Raw genomic sequence first — 18066 nt, forward strand, 5'->3', positions numbered from 1 at the left:
TCTCTCCGGTTCGCGTCGCGCGGAGGCTGCAAGAGGCCTCCCGAGCCATCCCCTTGCGCACACCCGCTGCGAAGCGCAGTCTGCCGACCCGAGGCAAACACGCCGGGACAACAGGGGTGGCCGCATGTTCTTCGTACGACAGGGGCCCTTGTGGTTTCGGATGACCACCGGCGTCCTCGTCGCCTGGGGCCTTATCGGCTGCTTCATGTGTCTCCAGCAGGTCCGGCTCGGTGCCGACGCGATGGGCCATGCGACCACCTACGACCGTGCGCTCTACGCCGCGCTGCCGGGCTGGTATGATCCGCTGTTCGCGGTCGTGGTCCTGACCGGCCTGATCGGCGCGGTCCTGCTGTTCATGCGCCGTGCCAGCGCCCGCCCTTTCCTGATCGCATCGCTGGTCGCGATGATCGTGCAGTTCGGCTGGCTGTTCGCCTCGACCGACATCGTCGCGCACAAGGGAGCCAGCGAGACGCTCGTCTTCCCGATCGTGATCGTTGCCGTCGCCGCCTTTACGCTCTGGCTCGTTGGCCACGCCCGGCAAAAGGGCTGGGCGGTTTGACCCGCGCTAGACTGAACCGGGTTAGGCTGGGCGAGACGCGGCACTGGCGCTACTAGCGGTCGCATGTCCACGACCTACACCCTCGACACCGCGACGAGTCGCGCGAACCCGACGCCGGCGCCGCTCAAGCGCCTGACGATCCCCGCGATCCGACGGCAGAAGGGCAAGACGCCGCTCGTCATGCTTACCGCCTACACCGTGCGGACCGCGCAGCTGCTCGATCCGCACTGCGACATGCTGCTCGTCGGCGACAGCCTGGGCCAGGTGGTTTACGGCCTGCCGTCGACCGTCCCCGTCACGCTCGAGATGATGGCCGCACACGGCGCGGCGGTGGTCCGCGGCAGCTATCACGCGGTGGTCGTTATCGACATGCCGTTCGGCAGCTACGAGGCGTCGCCCGAAAAGGCGTTCGAAAGCGCGGCATGGTTGCTGAAACAGACCGGCGCGGCGGCGGTAAAGCTCGAGGGCGGCACCGCGATGGCGCCGACCGTCAAGTTCCTCACCGAGCGCGGGATTCCGGTGATGGGGCATGTCGGTCTCACTCCGCAGGCGGTGAACGTGCTCGGCGGCTATGGCGCGCGTGGTCGCACGCCCGAGGAAGCGGCCAAGATCGTCGCCGACGCGCAGAGCATCGCCGAAGCCGGCGCCTTCGCGCTGGTGATCGAGGGCGTGGTCGAGCCGATCGCGATCGAGATCACCACCACGATCGCCTGCCCGACGATCGGCATCGGTGCGTCGGCGCAGTGCGACGGGCAGGTGCTCGTCGCCGAAGACATGCTTGGGATGTTCGAGCGTACTGCCAAGTTCGTGAAGCGCTTTGCCGATATTGCAGAAACCATCGCGTCGGCTGCGCAGACCTATGCCGAGGACGTCCGCACCCGGGCATTTCCGGGACCTGAGCAGGTCTACGCCCCCAAGGATTGATCCGCTTCCGTTTCGGTCCCGGCGCGGCTAAGGTCCGCGCCGTCCATCCCCAATATTCCGGAGCTGTCCTTGGCCCTCCCGCCGAAAACCGATGAAGCATTCCTGCGCGAGGTCGACGAAGAACTCCGTCGCGACAAACTCGCCGGATTCTGGACGAACTGGGGTATCTGGGTCGCGATCGGCGTCGTCGCCGCGCTCGCCGCGCTTGCCGGCTTCCTTTACTGGCAGCATCACAATGGCGAGACCGCCGGCGTTGAGGGTGAACAGCTCCAGGCCGCCTACGACTCGCTCGGCGCGAACAACGCCGCCGCCGCGTCCAAGCCGCTCGCCGAGCTCGCCAAGTCGAACCGCGACGGCTACCGCGCGCTGGCGATGTTCACGCAGGCTGACATCCTTCTCCAGAAGGACGATCTGAAGGGCGCCGCCGCCAAGCTGGGCGCGATTGCGGCGGATAGCTCGCTGGCCAAGCCGTTCCGCGATCTCGCACTCGTCCGCCAGACGTCGGCCGAGTTCGATACGCTCAAGCCGCAGGTCATCGTCGAGCGCCTCCGTCCACTCGCGGTCCCCGGTGGTCCGTGGCTCGGCAGCGCGGGCGAGATGGTCGCGATCTCCTATCTCCGCATGAACCAGCGTCAGCAGGCGGGCACACTGTTCGGCCAGATCGCGCGCGACACCGGCGTGCCGGAGACGATTCGTCAACGTGCCGTTCAGATGGCGGGCGTACTGGGCGTGGACGCTGTTGCCAGTACCGGGCCTACCGCCGGGACACCGACCCCGGTCGCATCAAACGAGGATACCAAGGCGCAATGATGAAGACATATCGGGTGACGGTCGCCGTCGCCGCGCTGATGGCGCTCAGCGGTTGTGGGATCTTCAAGGGCGGCGTGAAAAAGACGCCGACGGTCGGCGACCGCGTCTCGATCCTGGTCTCGGAGAACGAGGTCGAGGCCGACAAGACGATCGCCGACGTCCAGGTCCTGTTGCCGGCCCCCGCGGTCAACGACGCCTGGGCGCAGCCCGGCGGCAACCCCGCCAAGTCGATGGGTCAGCTCGCGCTCGGCGACCAGCCCAAGCGCGCATGGCAGGCGTCGATCGATGGCGGCTCCAACCGCGAGCGTCTCGGCGCCGCACCGGTGGTTGCCGACAACAAGCTGTTCGTGACCGACGTCACCGCGACCATCCACGCGTTTGCCGCGGACACCGGCGCGGCGCTGTGGAGCGCGGGAATCACCGAAGGCAAGCTTAACAAAGCCGCCCGGTTCGGTGGCGGCGTCAGCTATGACGACGGCAAGCTCTATGCGACCGATGGCGTCGGCGACGTCGTCGCGATGAACGCCGCCGACGGCGCCATCCTGTGGCGCGCCAAGCCCGGTGCGCCGCTGCGTGGATCGCCGACTGTCGCCAATGGCGCGGTCTATGTCCTGACGCAGGACAACCAGGTCTTCTCGCTCAACCAGACCGACGGCAAGGTCCAGTGGGTCCAGTCGGGGACGCTCGAAACGCAGGGCGTGTTCGGCGTGGCCGCACCCGCGGTCAGCCAGGGCACCGTCGTGGCGGGCTTCTCGAGCGGCGAGCTCAGCGCCTATCGCTACGAGAACGGCCGTATTCTGTGGCAGGACGCACTGTCGCGCACGTCGGTGACCACCTCGGTTTCCAGCCTGTCGGACATCGACGCCGCACCCGTGATCGACGGCGGCCGCGTCTACGCGGTCGGGCAGGGTGGCCGCATGGTCGCGCTCGAACTGTCGACCGGACAGCGTCTTTGGGAGCAGAATTTCGCCGGGATCTCGACCCCGTGGATCGCAGGCGAATGGCTGTTCGTCGTCACCGACGATGCTCGCCTGGTCTGCCTGTCGCGCTCGAACGGCAAGGCCCGTTGGATCGCGCAGCTGAAGCGGTTCCAGAACGAGAAGAAGCGCAGCAACGCGATTACCTGGTTCGGCCCGATCCTGGCCGGCAACCGCCTCGTCCTGACCAACTCGCGCGGCGAGATCAACTTCGTCTCGCCGACCGATGGCACGGTCAGCTCGACGATCGAGACGAAGACGCCGTTCTCGCTGCCGCCGATCGTCGCCAACTCGACGCTCTATACGCTCGACCAGAAGGGCAAGGTCACCGCCTACCGCTGACCCAAACGCCCTCTCCCCGCCGGGGAGAGGGAAGGGGCCCGCCCGGCGAAGCCGGGTGGGAAGGGTGAGGGGGCGTGAGGCGCGGATCACCCGCCCGAACTCCTCGTCCCCCCACGTTCCCCTCGCTCTCCATCAAGCGGAGAGGGACTAGGTGACCTTTGCCGCGACACGCGCTAAGGGCCTGCCATGTCCAAACTCCCCGTGGTCGCGATCGTCGGCCGCCCAAATGTCGGCAAGTCGACCCTGTTCAACCGCCTCGTCGGCAAGAAGCTCGCGCTGGTCGACGACCGGCCCGGCGTCACGCGTGATCGGCGCGAGGGCGATGCGTCGCTGATCGGGCTCGAATTCCGCATCATCGACACCGCCGGTTACGAAGATCACGACGCGCAGACTCTGCCCGGCCGGATGCGCCAGCAGACCGAGGCCGCGGTCGAGCAGGCCGACGTCGCGCTGTTCCTGTTCGACGCGCGCGCTGGGATCGTGCCGCTCGACGAGGAGATTGCGCGCTGGCTCCGCACCGCCGACGTGCCCGTCATCCTCGTCGCCAACAAGGCCGAGGGCCGCGCGGGTGAAGACGGCATCCTCGAGTCGCTCGCGCTCGGCTTCGGCGATCCCGTCCAGCTGTCGGCCGAGCATGGCGAAGGCCTGGGCGACCTGTTCGAAGGCCTGCTCCCGCTGCTAGAAGGCAAGGAAGAGCCGCCCGAGGAACAACCCGACAACGAATATGAGGGCCCGCTGAAGCTCGCTATCGTCGGTCGTCCAAACGCCGGCAAGTCGACGCTCGTCAACCGTATCCTCGGCGAAGACCGCATGATTACCGGCCCCGAAGCGGGCATCACGCGCGATTCGATCAGCGTTGATTACGACTGGCACCCGACCGGTGGCGAAGCGCGGAAAGTGCGGCTGATCGACACCGCGGGCATGCGCAAGCGCGCCAAGGTGCAGGACAAGCTCGAGAAGATGTCGGTCGAGGACGCGCTGCACGCGGTCGACTTCGCCGAGGTCGTCGTGTTGCTGCTCGATGCCACGCTCGGGCTCGAGGCGCAGGATCTGCGCATCGCCGACAAGGTGCTGCAGGAGGGCCGCGCGCTCGTCATCGCGCTCAACAAATGGGACATCGCCGAGAGCGCGTCGTCGCTGTTCAACGGCGTCAAGCGCGCGCTCGAGGATGGCCTGAGCCAGGTCAAGGGCGTCACCGTGATGACGGTGTCGGGCGCGACCGGAAAGGGCATCGACCAGTTGCTCCAGGCCTGTTTCGATACGCGCGATGCCTGGTCGAAGCGCGTCGGCACCGGCGAACTCAACCGCTGGTTCGAGCGCGCGATCGAGGCGACCCCGCCGCCGGCGCCGGGCGGCAAGCGGATCAAGATGCGCTACGTCACGCAGGTCAAGACTCGCCCGCCGAGCTTCGTGATCTTCGGCACGCGCGTCGATCAGCTGCCGGCGAGTTATGAGCGCTATCTGGTCAATTCGATGCGCAAGGACCTCGGCTTCGGCGCGGTCCCGGTTCGTCTGATGTTCCGAGCGCCGAAGAACCCCTATGACGATAACGGCAAGGGCGGCGGCGGCAGCTAGGCGCTGGTGTCCGGGGTGGTCCGCATCGACGCGCGGGGGATGCGCTGTCCCTGGCCGGCGATACGGCTCGCGCGTGCGTTGCGCGATGGTGCGCGCAGCGTCGAGGTGCTCGCGGACGACCCGCAGGCCCCGGCCGAGCTGGCGGCAGTCGCCAAGGCGTCGAATGCCGCGCTAGGGATCATTTTGGACGATTTTTACCGGATCTTTGTCGTAACTTGTCGGTAGTATGACAACATTGTATTTACACGAACCGGATACGATGCGGTTCTGAGTTTCGTGGCGCTATTGCTTAACGGGAGAAGGCGACAGTGTCGTTCGAAGGAAGCACCTTGGTCGACTGGCCAGCCTTTTCGCAGGCGCGGGCTGAGCTGGGTGCCGGGTTTGTCCGTATCCTCGGCTATTTTCGCGAGGACGGTGTCAAATCGGTCGCGTTGATCGAAGCGGCGATGCGGTCGCTCAACGCGGCGGCGATGGTAATCCCGGCGCATACGCTCAAGGGCGAAGCGCGGCAGTTTGGCGCCGAGCCGCTGGCCGATCTTGCGGAGGCGATCGAGACGATCGCGCGCGACTGTCTTGAAATGCAGGATACCCCCGAAGAGGCTCTGGAGCATATCGTCAATCTGCGGCCGCTGTTCGACCAGACGCTGACGTTGCTCGAGCGTGAGGCCAACCCGATCATCGCGCGAAAACCCGCGGCCGGTGGCTTCGGTCGTCGCGCCGTGCCGACGGGCTTCGGCGAAGACTAGGATCGAGGCGGGCTGCATCCTCCGCCAGCTGGTGCAGGATGCAGCCCGTTAGGGGCCGGCGATACCCGGGAGGGTATCGCCTGGCGGTTACCCCTTCAGATACGGCGCCGCGCCAGCCTTGGGCGAATCGTGCTCGGAGATCGAGTTCAGCTGGATGTAGTTGTGGATGCCCATCCGCGCGATCATCTCGAACTGGCGCTCGAGCGTGTCGACATGCTCTTCCTCGCTGGCGAGGATGCGGGCGAACAGGTCGCGGCTGATATAGTCCTTGACCTCTTCGCAGTAGGAGATCGCGCACTTGAGCTGGACGGTCGCCTCGACCTCGAGCGCGAGATCCGACTTCAGGACCTCCTCGACGGTCTCGCCGATGCGCAGCCGGCCGAGCAACTGGAAATTGGGCAGGCCGTCGAGAAACAGGATGCGCTCCGACAACCAGTCGGCATGCTTCATCTCGTCGATCGATTCCATCCGCTCATACTGGGCGAGCTTGTAGACGCCCCAATGCTCGAGCATCCGGTAATGGAGCCAATATTGGTTGACCGCGGTGAGCTCGTTCTTGAGCGCCTCGTTCAGATAGTCGATTACTTGGGGGTCGCCGCGCATGGCCATATCTCCGTCACCTCTGCGCAGTATGTAGCGGGCTAACCTGGATCACGGCAACCCCGAAAACTCCAGGATTTCTGCGGGTTTCAGCGCTTGCGAGCGCTACGCAGCAGCGCGTTCCTCGTTGATAATCGCACGCGCTACCGATGTGCACTGGCCGCATTTGGGCTGGCGACCGAGCGAGCGGAACGCCTGGCACGGCGTGGTGCACCCGCCGCGCGCGCAGCTGCGGACATCGGATTCTCGTATGGCATTGCAAACGCAGACGACCATGGAAGCTCCTTCGTGTTGGAGCTGGAATACGGATAATGCGAACCAGTCGCAAGCTGTTTTGCGTCTTATTCGCAACAACCCGAACGGCTCGCCGCGCTTGGCGAACCACGCATCGGTTGCCACGCGAATCGCGACAGGCTGCGCCACAGCCATTCGAGCGGACCGTATCGGAACCGATCGAGCCACGGCTTCGACCAGGCGAGCATCAGCAGCCAGATCGGAACGACGACGAGGTACAGCTGCGCGCGGGAAAGCTCGCCGTACAGGCCGAGGCCGTAGCCGTAGAATATGGTGGTGCAGATCATGGTCGTGCCGAGATAGTTGGAGAACGCCATGCGCCCCGCCGCCGACACGCGCGTCGTCAGCCAGCCGCCCGGGCGCGCCAGCACGATGATCGCCGCGGCATAGCCCATGATCGTGAGCGGCCTGAGCGGCGTCGCAAGCGCCAGCCACGACAGCGCGACATAGCGGGCGTCGAACCCGTGGCCGATGTCGAATGCGACGATCCCAGCATAGCCGACCCACCCGATCGCGATCCCTGTGACGGCGACGACGATGTAGCGTCGTCGCGTCCAGTCGCCGGTAAGGAACCCCGAGCGCAGGCCCGCCATGCCGAGCAACATGAAGCCGAGCGTTTCGGGGCCTCCGACCGTCAGGAACGTGATCGGCCCGACCGCGTGCGTCCAGCGCCACGCGACCAGATCGTGCCACGTGCCACGCCCGATCGCGAGTTCGCGCGCCACGGCGGCGGGGGAGGGCTGGCCGAACTGATCCGCCAGCGATTGCCAGTTCGCGATCGTGCGTGCCGTTGCGCCGGCCTTGTGCGCGGCGGCGTGGAGGTCGAACGCATAGGCGGTCAGCGTGCCGAGTTCGAGCGTCTGTACCGCGATACAGGCGAGGCCGAGCCCGATCAGCCAGCGGACCGGTAGCCGGGCGAACATATACGCGATGGCGCCGACGAGGGCGTAATGCGCGAGGATGTCGCCCCACCACAGCAGGTAGAGATGCGCGACGCCGAACACGAAAAGCCACGCCATTCGGCGCAGGTGGATGGTCGCGGGGTCGTCGCCATTCGCGCTCGCGCGGTCGATGACCAGCAGCATCGACGCGCCGAACAGGAATGAGAACAGCCCGCGCATCTTGCCGTCGATGACGATGAACGTCGCGGTCCACGCGATCAGGTCGGGCGTGCTCGGCGAGCCCATCGAGGCGGGCGTCATATACGCGAATTCGGGAAAGCCGAATGCGGCGATGTTCGCGGCAAGGATGCCCATCACCGCGACGCCGCGGATGACGTCCAGGGTGGCGATTCTGGTGGGGGCGGGGGTCATGCCGGCAGAGTGAAGTATAGGAAGTATAGACGCTCGCGCGGGTCGTGATGACCGACCGGTGTGGCGTCGTGCGACGGTACTTTAGTGCGGGAGGGGAGCGGCGGTGCCATGCCGGATTGCTGGCATAGGCGAGGCGCGTAGGACAGCGCGATTTTGGATCGCTTGGGTGTCAGGTAGATGTGTGGGCCACCGGCGGGACCGAAGAGCCGCCGCCCTCTTGTTCTCCCGCGAAGGCGGGAGCCCAGTCTGGGCCCCCGCCTTCGCGGGGGAACAAGCGCGGTTCGTGCTGGCGGTCCGCACTGCACAAATCCCACCACCCCGGCGAAGGCCGGGGCCCAAATGGGAAGGCCTTAGTAAGGATGGCAGCGCGAGGTTACTGCGGCCATTCCAATTGGGCCCCGGCCTTCGCCGGGGGGGCGTGTGTAGGGGGGGCTCTAACTTTACCCGCCCCCGGACCCCATCACGCCAGCGCGGCGTCGACCCCCATCAGCTTGGGGAAGAAGCCTTCATGCGCGGTGCGGAGCGTCTCGAGCGCGATGACGTCGTCGCGGTCGGGGCGTTCGAAGATCAGGCGCTTGCCGCCGGTGCGACCGAGCGGCTCCGCCTCGACGTCGGCCGCGTGCGCCGCACCGAGGAAGTCGAGCAGCGCATGATCCTCGACGGTGACGATATAGACGCCCTGGTCCTCCGCGAAGAACGCGCGCGCGCAGTCGAACGGCTGCTTGCGGTCGATCATCGCGCCGATGTCGCCCGCGAGCGCCATCTCGGCGAGCGTCACCGCGATGCCGCCGTCCGAGACGTCATGGACCGCGGTGAGCTGGCCGAGGCTGATCGCTTCACGGATCAGGTCGCCCACGCGGCGTTCGGCGGCGAGATCGACGGGCGGCGGCGGGCCGGCGTCTAGCTGTTCGCGGCCATGGCATTCGCGCAGCCAGAGCGACTGGCCGAGATGCCCGCCGCGCGTGCCGACTGCGAGGATGATGTCGCCCGAGCCCTTGAACGCGATCGTCGCATTCTTCTGCCAGTCCGCCAGCAACCCGATCGCGCCGATCGCGGGTGTCGGCAGAATCGCCGAGCCGCCGCCGGTCGCCTTGGACTCGTTGTAGAGCGAGACGTTGCCCGAGACGATCGGGAAGTCGAGCGCGATGCATGCGTCGCTCATCCCCTCGAGGCAGCCCACGATCTGGCCCATGATTTCGGGACGCTGCGGGTTGGCGAAGTTGAGGCAGTTCGTCACCGCCAGCGGCAGCGCGCCGACCGCGGTGAGGTTGCGCCATGCTTCGGCGACCGCCTGCTTGCCGCCCTCGACGGGATCGGCAAAGCAATAGCGCGGCGTGCAGTCGGTGGTCATCGCCAGCGCCTTCTGCGTGCCGTGGACGCGGACGACCGCGGCGTCGCCACCGGGGCGCTGCACCGTGTCGGCGCCGACCATGTGGTCATATTGCTCCCAGATCCACCGGCGCGAGGCGATGTCGGGCGAGCCCATCAGCGTCACCAGATCGGCGGCGATGTCGTTGCTGTGCGGCGCGTTTTCGAGCGGCGCGGGCTTGGGCGTCGGCACGTGCGGGCGATCGTAGAGCGGCGCCTCGTCGGCAAGGGGCCCAAGCGGAATGTCGCAGACCGTCTCGCCCTTGAACGTCAGCACCATGCGGCCGGTGTCGGTCACGCGGCCGATGACCGCGAAATCGAGCTCCCACTTCCTGAAGATCGCCTCGGCCTCGGCCTCGCGGCCGGGCTTGAGGACCATGAGCATGCGCTCCTGGCTTTCGCTCAGCATCATCTCGTACGGCGTCATGCCCGTTTCGCGCTGGGGCACGTCGTCCATCGTCAGCTCGATACCGACGCCGCCCTTCGACGCCATTTCGACCGCCGACGAGGTGAGGCCGGCGGCGCCCATGTCCTGGATCGCGACGATGACGTCGGTCGCCATCAGTTCGAGGCACGCCTCGATCAGCAGCTTTTCGGTGAAGGGATCGCCGACCTGGACGGTCGGGCGCTTGGCATCCGAATCCTCGCCGAAGTCCGCGCTCGCCATCGTCGCGCCGTGGATGCCGTCGCGGCCGGTCTTGGAACCGACATAGACGATCGGATTGCCGATGCCCGAGGCTGCCGAATAGAAGATCTTATCCTGATCGGCGATCCCGACGGTCATCGCGTTGACCAGGATGTTGCCGTCATACGCGCTGTGGAAGTTCACCTCGCCGCCGACGGTCGGCACGCCGACGCAATTGCCGTAGCCGCCGATGCCGTGGACGACGCCCGAAATCAGGTGACGCATCTTGGGATGATCGGGCCGGCCGAAGCGCAGCGCGTTCAAATTGGCGATCGGCCGCGCGCCCATCGTGAACACGTCGCGCAGGATGCCGCCGACGCCGGTCGCCGCGCCCTGATAGGGCTCGATGTACGACGGGTGGTTGTGGCTCTCCATCTTGAAGATCGCCGCCTGGTTGTCGCCGATATCGACGACGCCGGCATTCTCGCCGGGGCCGCAGATGACGCGGGGGCCCTTGGTGGGCAGCTTCATCAGGTGGATCTTGCTCGACTTGTAGCTGCAATGCTCGGACCACATCACTGAGAAGATGCCGAGCTCGACGAGATTGGGCTCGCGGCCGATCGCGTGCAGGACGCGCTCATATTCTTCGGGGGACAGGCCGTGGTCGGCGACGATCTGCGGTGTGATCTCGGTCATGGGGCGGGCTTTAGCGGGGTAGGGGCCGCCCGTCACCTGTGTGCACCCCGACAAATTGCGCGCGGGGGGATTTATCGCGGCTATGGGGGGGCGGGGCGATTGCCCGCGCCCCCGGCCTGATCAGCCGTAGGGCGGCTGCGTGTAGCCCTTGGGGCTCAGCGTGAAAATGTCGCAGCCGGTTTCGGTGATGCCGATCGAATGTTCGAACTGCGCCGAGAGCGAGCGGTCGCGCGTCACCGCCGTCCAGCCGTCGTCGAGCAGCTTCACGTCGGGGCGGCCGATGTTGATCATCGGTTCGATCGTGAAGATCATGCCGGGGCGCAGCTCGGGGCCGGTGCCTGGCTTGCCGACATGGACGACCTCGGGCGCGTCGTGGAACAGTCGGCCGACGCCGTGGCCGCAGAAGTCACGGACCACGCCGTAGCGGTGCTTCTCCGCATGACGCTGGATCGCGTTGGCGACGTCGCCCATGCGGTTGCCGGGCTTGGCCTGTTCGATGCCGAGCATGAGGCATTCATAGGTGACCTCAACGAGGCGGCGTGCCTTGATGGGCACGTCGCCGATCAGGTACATCCGGCTCGTATCGCCGTGCCAGCCGTCGAGCAACGGCGTCACGTCGACATTGACGATGTCGCCCGATTTCAACGTCTTCTCGCTCGGGATGCCGTGGCAGACGACATGGTTGATCGAGATGCAGACGCTGTGCGTGTAGCCGCGATAGCCGAGCGTCGCGGGGACGCCGCCGCCGGCGATGATGAAGTCGTAGATCAGCCGGTCGATTTCGGCGGTCGTCACGCCGGGCACCATGTGGGGGACGATCATGTCGAGCGTCTCGGCGGCGAGCTGGCCCGCCTTCATCATGCCTTCGAACGCGGCGGGGCCGTGCAGCTTGATGGCGCCAGTGCGCGCGTCGGGCTGGTCGGAGGTGACGGTTACATATTCGGTCATGACGCGCGATATAGCGTAGCGACGGCTCTTTTGCGAGGCTATGCGGGGGGCATGGCACAAGAACGCATCTGGACCGCCGCGCTGACGATCATCGGTGACGAGATCCTGTCGGGCCGCACGCAGGACAAGAACGTCGCGCAGATCGCGGCCTGGCTCAACGTGCAGGGGATTCGCCTCGCCGAGGTGCGCGTCGTCGCCGACAGGACCGAGGCGATCGTCGAGGCGGTCAACACGCTGCGCGCGCGCAACGATTATCTGTTCACGACCGGCGGGATCGGGCCGACTCACGACGACATCACGGTGGATGCGATCGCCGAGGCGCTGGGCGTCTTGGTCGAGCATCATCCGCGCGCGATGGCGGTGCTGGAGGCCTATTACGCGACTCGCGGCGGGCTGACCGAGACGCGGGCGCGGATGGCGCGCGTGCCGGTCGGCGCGGACCTGATCGACAACAAGGTGTCGGGCGCGCCGGGGATCCGGATCGGCAATATCTTCATCATGGCGGGGGTGCCGCACATCACTGCGGGGATGCTCGACGCGTTGACCGGGACGCTCGAGGGCGGGCGGCCGGTGGTGTCGAAGACGATCGGCTGCTGGGTGGCGGAGAGCGAAGTCGCCGACCTGTTGCGCGATGCCGAGAAGACGCATGAGGGCGTCGCGATCGGCAGCTATCCGTTCTTTCGCGACGGGCGGACGGGCGCGAACTTCGTCGTGCGGAGTTCGGACGAGACGCTGGTCGACCGTTGCCTGGCCGATCTGACCCGTGATCTCGAGGCGACCGGTCGGGTCGTCACCGCGCAGGGGATCTAGCGCGGGGCAGGGCTCAGGCTCCCCATTCGGGGCCTTCGGGATCGGGATAGAAGGCATCGGGATCGAACGTGGCGGCGCGGTTGGGCGCGGGTGTTTCCGCGTCGCCCGGAGCGGGTAGGGTCGGCGCGCCGCCGCCGAAGCGGATGCGGACATAGCCCATGCTCCCGGTCAGCGCCTGGAACACCGCGAGATGCTCCTCCTGCTGCATCCGCCGGCCGATCAGCGGTGCGCGCTCGGCTGAGAGATATCCGATCTGCACGCCGCGGCCACTGAAGACCGCCACGGCATTGGCATCGTGTGGGTTCTTCGGCTCGCGACGGAGCTCGACCGGATCGCCCGGCACGCAGAGCATCAGCTCCATCCGCCGGTTGCTCTTGCTCTTGTCCGCGTTGGGAAAGTCGATGCCGACGACGGCGAGGGTCAGTTCGTCCATGCCGTGTCCCTAGTTTTCACCGCGCCTTGATGAACCGCGCGAGTCGCGGAGGTCGGTAACCACGAGATGCACGAGTCGCGAGCCGCAGCCCAAGGATATCCCGCCAGCGCGTGATCGACGCCAGGCAAAAAAATAGCGGCCCTAAGGCCGCTATTTCCTTCAACCAAGTCGTAAGACTTAGTTGCTGTCTGCGTTATCATCGTTGTCAGCAACGATGATGATGCCGGCAACGACTGCTGCCGCTGCCAGGATAGCGACGATGATGCCGCCGCCAGCCAGCTCGTTCTTCTGAGCCGAAACCGAACCGGTGCGAACCGACTTCGAAACCGACAGGCTGGCTGCTGGATTTGCTGCCATGGCCGGAGCAACTGCCATCGTGGCTGCTGCTGCGGTCAGGATGTACTTCCCAAGACGCATGTTGAACTCCCTTTGTGCTCGTCGCATCGCAATTGGCACGAAACCACTCGCAAGGCAACCGAGGTAACGGGTACGAAACGGAAGCGTTCCATACTGTTGCGGCAGTGCAACATGCATCTGCCGCGGTCGCGTATAGAGGCTCGCGAAGCTTCGAAAAGGGGCCGTGTCGCCGTACGGCGATATATTCCTGCCAAAACGGTGGGTGTTTTCCCCAGCGGGCTAAGCCGTTGGCGCCGAACCGGGCGATCCCTTGGTCTGCACCTGCCACACTTCCCCGCCTTCCAGCCCCAGCGCGGTCAGCTTGCCGGATGCATAGGCGCCGGTATCCACGCCGATCCGGTGACCGCGATGCTCGACCTCATCGGTCATCGTATGGCCGTGGACGATCGTCTTATCGAGCTTGGCGCGGTGATCGAGGAAAGGGTCGCGAATCCACCGGAGATCCGACGATCGCTGGCGATCGAGCGGGACGTCGGGGCGGACGCCCGCGTGGACGAAGGCATAGTCGCCGATCACGATCATATCCTCGAACGCGCTCATGAACGCGCGGTGTTCGGCGGGGACGAGGTCGGCGAGGCGGTGGACGAGTTCCTCGTAATCCAGTCGCTCATATTCGGCAGCGTCCATGCCATAGCTCAGCACGGTCTCGCGCCCGCCGATCCGGCAGAACAGGCGCAGCGCCTTGGGTTCGCCGTCGAGCGCGCCAAGGAAGATCTCCTCGTGATTGCCGAGCAGGAACCTGACCGATCCGCGGGTCGCGACCAGGTTACGCAGCCGCTCGACCACCGCGGCGGAGGCCGGACCGCGATCGACGACATCGCCGAGGAAGATCAGCGTTGTCTCGGCGGGGCCGCGCTGCGCATCGTCCGCATCGATCAGTGCGATCAATTCGTCGAGCAGGGCGACGCATCCATGGATGTCGCCGACGGCATAGACCCGCTGCCCCTCCGGCACGACCGATGTTGCGGCCTTGGCGACCGTACGCGACTTGAAAAGCTTGGAAATCATGATGCCGACAATGTGTGGAGCCCGGTATCGAACGGCAATACCGGTAAAGCGGCGCGCATACCGGCTCGTGCGGCAAGTCGCAATCTTGGCACGGCGACGCGTTGGAGGCCGCCCGTTCGGCGCACACCTGCCGCGGTGCGCACCAGAGGCATGACGCGCGTGTCGAACAGGGCTAATGCGCGGTCATGACTCTCATCGCCCGGCTGATGCCGCTTCTCCTGCTGACCGCGGCGGCGCCCGCCAAGGACGCCGCGCCCGCTCCGGCATTTTTCGAGGCGCTGCGGGCGGCGGACCTGCGGCTCGCGACGATCGCGTATCGGCTGACGACCGCGAATGCGCCGTTGTGCGACGTGCTCCAGCCGCAGATCGGCATGCCGATCCACGCGCTGACCCAATATGCGCCCCCGGCACGCGAGTCGGCGGCGGCGGTCTTCGAGTTCGAATCGCTGATCGGCGTCGAGGCGGTGGTGGCCGGCGCGCCGGCGCAGCGCGCAGGGATCGCCGCGAACGATTCGCTGGTGGCGATCGGGGATGTCGCGTTGCCGGGCTCGCCGCCCGCGAACGCGCCCGAAAACGCTGCGAGCCGGGATAGCGCGGAGGCAGCGATCGCCGCGGCCCCGCTCCGCCAGCCGCTGCGCCTGACCGTGCTGCGCAAGGGGCAGCGCCAGTCGATCGCGGTGACCCCGGTTACAGGCTGCCGGTCGCGGTTCGAGATCCTGCTCGGCAGCGGTCTCGATGCCAGCGCGGACGGATCGGTGGTGCAGATCGGCGAGCGGTTCTTCGAGGGCTATACCGATGCCGAGATCGCGGTCGTCGTCTCGCACGAACTCGCGCACAACATCCTGCGCCACCGCGCGCGACTTGATGCGGCGAAGATCAACCGCGGGCTGTTGGCGGAGCTCGGGCGCAACGGCCGGCTGATCCGCGAGACCGAGGACCAGGCCGATCTGCTCGGAATCTATCTGCTGGCGAATGCCGGGTACGACCCGATGTCTGCCCCGAACTTCTGGCGGAACAAGGGCGGCGCGGTCGATGGCGGACTCTTCCGCAGCCGGACGCACGCCTCGTCAAAGGCGCGCGCCGAGACGCTCGAGGCGGCCGCGCGATCGATCGCGGCCAACCCGGCGAGGCCGATCATCCCGGCTGTCGTTGCGACCCGGACCGTGCCGCTGCGCTGATCACCGGCCGCGGCTGATCGGGCCAGATCCCGCGCGTATCGAGCACCGCCTTGTCGGCGCGCTCTTCCAGCGGGATCGATTTGAAGACGTCGTGATCGACCAGCACGACCATGATCGGGCAGGTCTCGATCGCGGTATCGACGTCGACCAGCGTGGCGCCTGTCTGGGCAAGCGCGGCGGGCAGCGTCCTGGCATAGGGCTCGACGATCCGGACTCGGTCGCCGAACGCCTGCGCGACGGCCTGCGCGACCTTGAGCGCGGGGCTTTCGCGGAAATCGTCGATATTCGCCTTGAACGCGAGGCCGAGGCACGCGACCGGCGCGCCGGGCATCGATTCGACGAGGGCCGCTACCTGCGCGATGACATGGTCGGTCTTGCCGTCGTTGACCTCGCGCGCGGTCCGGATCAGCGGCGTCTGGTCGGGCGCGGCGTGGACCAGGAACCACGGATCGACCGCGATGCAATGCCCGCCGACGCCGGGGCCGGGCTGAAGGATGTTCACGCGCGGGTGGCGGTTGGCGAGCCGGATCACCTCCCAGACATCGACCCCCATCGTGTCGGCGATCAGCGACAGTTCATTGGCGAACGCGATGTTGACGTCGCGAAACGCGTTCTCCGTCAGCTTCGTCATTTCCGCCGCGCGCGCCGTCGTCGTGACGCAGGCGCCGCGGACGAAGCGCCGGTAGAAGGTGAGCGCCTTGCGCGCGCATCGCGGCGTGATCCCGCCGATGACCCGGTCATTGTCGATCAGTTCGACGAGGATCCGGCCGGGCAGGACTCGCTCGGGGCAATAGGCGATCGCGATGTCGGCCTGCTCGCCCGCGCGGCCTGGGACCCTGATATCGGGGCGCAGCTTTGCCAGTAGATCACGGACCTGCTCGGTCGTGCCGACCGGCGAGGTCGATTCGAGGATGATCGTATCGCCGGGCTTCAGCACGGGGGCGATCGTCGTCGCGGCGTTCAGGACATAGCCGATGTCGGGCGCATGATCGTCGTCGAACGGCGTGGGGACCGCGATGACGAACACGTCCGCGGGCTCGATCGTCATCGACGCACGCAACGTACCCCGCGCGACGACGCCCGACACCAGTCCGTCGAGATCGACCTCCTCGATATGCACGCGTCCCGAGTTGATCGTCTCTACCACCGATTCGGTCACGTCGACGCCGAGCACGCGTGCGCCGGTGCGCGCGATCACCGCGGCGGTCGGCAGCCCGATATAGCCGAGGCCCATGACGACGACGGTGAGTTCAGTCTCGGTCAGCATGCGCGGCAGTTCCTGTGGCATTCGAGGGGGCGGCTTCCGGGGTCCCGGGAGCGAGGAAGTCGGTGACGATGGCGGCAATGCGCGCCGCCGCATGGCCGTCGCCGAACGGGTTGTGCGCACGCGCCATCGCCGAATAGGCCGCCTCGTCATCAAGCAGCGTGAAGGTTTCGGCAACGATTCGGTCCTCGTCGGTGCCGATCAGCCGCGCGGTGCCTGCCGCGACGCCTTCGGGCCGCTCGGTCGTCTCGCGCATCACCAGTACCGGTTTGCCGAGCGCAGGCGCCTCCTCCTGGACGCCGCCCGAATCGGTCAGCACGATATCGGCCATGCCGAGCGCGCGGACGAAATGCGGGTAATCGAGCGGTGCGATCCGGGCGACGTTGCCGCGGTCGCCGAGAATCGCGTCCATGACCGAGACGACGTTGGGATTGGGGTGGACGGGGAACACCACCGCGACGTCGTCGCGCGCGGCGATGCGGCCGATCGCGCGCGCGATCGCCGCCATCCCGTCGCCAAAATTCTCGCGTCGGTGCGTCGTGACCAGCACGATCCGCTTGCCGGCAAAGCGCGCGGCGATCGAGTCGAGCCCCGCGGCCAGCGCCGGATCTTCGGCGACCTTGGCGCTGGTCCAGTGGAGCGCGTCGATCACGGTATTGCCGGTCACGTGGATCGTGTCGGCGGCGATGGTCTCGCGACGTAGCGCCTCTGCCGACGTCTCGGTCGGCGCGAGGTGCAATGCGGCGATCGGCGCGACGATCCGGCGGTTCACCTCCTCGGGCCAGGGATGATAGATATCGCCCGATCGCAAGCCTGCCTCGACATGCGCGACCGGGACCTTGCGGTAATAGGCGGCGAGCGCGCCGGTCATCGCGGTCGCGGTATCACCCTGGACGATGACCAGATCGGGCCTTTCCGCATCCATCACGTCGCCCAGGCCGGTCAGCAGCCGCGCGGTCAGCCGGTCGAGCGTCTGCCCCGGCTCCATCAGATCGAGATCGATGTCGGGCGCAAGATCGGCGATCGCCAGCACCTGGTCGAGCAGCCCGCGATGCTGTGCGGTGACGCAGGTGCGCACGGTCAGGCCCGGAACCCCGGCCAGCGCGCGGATGACGGGGAAGAGTTTGATCGCTTCGGGACGCGTGCCGAATATGATGAGGATCTTGGACATGGAACCCT

19 protein-coding genes are annotated in these 18066 nt (G+C 66.8%); 9 read left to right on the forward strand and 10 right to left on the reverse strand.

Translation table 11 applies throughout. The features are described from left to right. The first annotated feature begins 124 nt into the window (after positions 1-124). The 7 genes from C8J26_RS06240 (at position 125) to C8J26_RS06270 (ending at position 5933) form a co-directional block, all read left to right on the forward strand. On the forward strand, positions 125-559 hold the full coding sequence (locus C8J26_RS06240; protein WP_244185191.1) for a hypothetical protein: 435 nt from the start codon (positions 125-127) through the stop codon (positions 557-559). A gap of 63 nt (positions 560-622) precedes the next feature. Then, a complete protein-coding gene (gene panB / locus C8J26_RS06245) occupies positions 623-1483 on the forward strand; it encodes a 3-methyl-2-oxobutanoate hydroxymethyltransferase (protein WP_107957197.1) in 861 nt (286 codons plus the stop codon). 69 nt (positions 1484-1552) lie between these two features. Beyond that, on the forward strand, positions 1553-2293 hold the full coding sequence (locus tag C8J26_RS06250; protein WP_107957198.1) for a tetratricopeptide repeat protein: 741 nt from the start codon (positions 1553-1555) through the stop codon (positions 2291-2293). Next, positions 2290-3612: an outer membrane protein assembly factor BamB family protein gene (locus C8J26_RS06255; protein ID WP_056420119.1), complete on the forward strand. Its 1323-nt coding sequence runs from the start codon at positions 2290-2292 to the stop codon at positions 3610-3612. Before C8J26_RS06250 ends, C8J26_RS06255 begins: the two co-directional genes overlap by 4 nt. 186 nt (positions 3613-3798) lie before the next feature. Continuing rightward, positions 3799-5187, forward strand: coding sequence for a ribosome biogenesis GTPase Der (der, locus tag C8J26_RS06260; protein ID WP_055879492.1), 1389 nt, complete (start codon positions 3799-3801; stop codon positions 5185-5187). Between the two features lie 15 nt (positions 5188-5202). After that, the gene (locus tag C8J26_RS06265; protein ID WP_279628933.1) at positions 5203-5412 is read left to right on the forward strand and encodes a sulfurtransferase TusA family protein; all 210 of its coding nucleotides are present in this window, start codon (positions 5203-5205) and stop codon (positions 5410-5412) included. A 104-nt stretch (positions 5413-5516) separates the two neighbouring features. Continuing rightward, positions 5517-5933, forward strand: a complete 417-nt coding sequence (locus C8J26_RS06270; RefSeq protein WP_234422720.1) for an Hpt domain-containing protein — start codon at positions 5517-5519, stop codon at positions 5931-5933. Between the two features lie 87 nt (positions 5934-6020). Here the strand turns inward: C8J26_RS06270 and bfr are convergent, their stop codons facing one another. The 5 genes from bfr to map form a co-directional block, all read right to left on the reverse strand. Continuing rightward, positions 6021-6536 (reverse strand): bacterioferritin, encoded by a 516-nt coding sequence (bfr, locus tag C8J26_RS06275; RefSeq protein ID WP_107957576.1) that lies wholly within the window; start codon positions 6534-6536, stop codon positions 6021-6023. Between the two features lie 102 nt (positions 6537-6638). Beyond that, entirely contained in the window at positions 6639-6809 is a 171-nt protein-coding gene (locus tag C8J26_RS20820; RefSeq protein ID WP_037527780.1) for a (2Fe-2S)-binding protein, read from the reverse strand. 65 nt (positions 6810-6874) lie between these two features. Then, positions 6875-8140, reverse strand: a complete 1266-nt coding sequence (locus C8J26_RS06285; protein ID WP_107957199.1) for a DUF418 domain-containing protein — start codon at positions 8138-8140, stop codon at positions 6875-6877. A gap of 460 nt (positions 8141-8600) precedes the next feature. Beyond that, positions 8601-10829: a phosphoribosylformylglycinamidine synthase subunit PurL gene (gene purL / locus C8J26_RS06290; RefSeq protein ID WP_107957200.1), complete on the reverse strand. Its 2229-nt coding sequence runs from the start codon at positions 10827-10829 to the stop codon at positions 8601-8603. 120 nt (positions 10830-10949) lie between these two features. Then, complete coding sequence (map, locus tag C8J26_RS06295) at positions 10950-11777, reverse strand: type I methionyl aminopeptidase (RefSeq protein WP_107957201.1); 828 nt, start codon at positions 11775-11777, stop codon at positions 10950-10952. Between the two features lie 51 nt (positions 11778-11828). Between map and C8J26_RS06300 the strand changes: the two genes are divergently transcribed. Next, a complete protein-coding gene (locus tag C8J26_RS06300; RefSeq protein ID WP_107957202.1) occupies positions 11829-12587 on the forward strand; it encodes a competence/damage-inducible protein A in 759 nt (252 codons plus the stop codon). A gap of 13 nt (positions 12588-12600) precedes the next feature. Here C8J26_RS06300 and C8J26_RS06305 read toward each other — a convergent pair whose 3' ends face one another. The 3 genes from C8J26_RS06305 to C8J26_RS06315 all read right to left on the reverse strand — a co-directional run bounded on the left by C8J26_RS06305 (position 12601) and on the right by C8J26_RS06315 (position 14445). Continuing rightward, positions 12601-13020 (reverse strand): HIRAN domain-containing protein, encoded by a 420-nt coding sequence (locus tag C8J26_RS06305; RefSeq protein ID WP_107957203.1) that lies wholly within the window; start codon positions 13018-13020, stop codon positions 12601-12603. Between the two features lie 177 nt (positions 13021-13197). After that, positions 13198-13437, reverse strand: coding sequence for a hypothetical protein (locus C8J26_RS06310; RefSeq protein WP_056420098.1), 240 nt, complete (start codon positions 13435-13437; stop codon positions 13198-13200). A gap of 219 nt (positions 13438-13656) precedes the next feature. Beyond that, positions 13657-14445: a metallophosphoesterase family protein gene (locus C8J26_RS06315; protein ID WP_107957204.1), complete on the reverse strand. Its 789-nt coding sequence runs from the start codon at positions 14443-14445 to the stop codon at positions 13657-13659. A 185-nt stretch (positions 14446-14630) separates the two neighbouring features. Here C8J26_RS06315 and C8J26_RS06320 point away from each other — a divergent pair, with 185 nt between their 5' ends. Then, entirely contained in the window at positions 14631-15623 is a 993-nt protein-coding gene (locus C8J26_RS06320) for a M48 family metallopeptidase (protein ID WP_107957205.1), read from the forward strand. On the opposite strand, the gene wecC is transcribed toward C8J26_RS06320, so the two are convergent. Together wecC and wecB are read right to left on the reverse strand one after the other, a co-directional pair. Continuing rightward, positions 15580-16890, reverse strand: a complete 1311-nt coding sequence (gene wecC, locus C8J26_RS06325; protein ID WP_107957577.1) for a UDP-N-acetyl-D-mannosamine dehydrogenase — start codon at positions 16888-16890, stop codon at positions 15580-15582. The two genes, C8J26_RS06320 and wecC, sit on opposite strands and share 44 nt — an antisense overlap. Then, positions 16874-18058 (reverse strand): non-hydrolyzing UDP-N-acetylglucosamine 2-epimerase, encoded by a 1185-nt coding sequence (gene wecB / locus C8J26_RS06330; protein ID WP_107957206.1) that lies wholly within the window; start codon positions 18056-18058, stop codon positions 16874-16876. The genes wecC and wecB overlap by 17 nt, the downstream gene beginning before the upstream one ends. Positions 18059-18066 lie beyond the last annotated feature (8 nt).

The organism is Sphingomonas aurantiaca (assembly GCF_003050705.1).
Classification (GTDB): Bacteria; Pseudomonadota; Alphaproteobacteria; order Sphingomonadales; family Sphingomonadaceae; genus Sphingomonas; species Sphingomonas aurantiaca.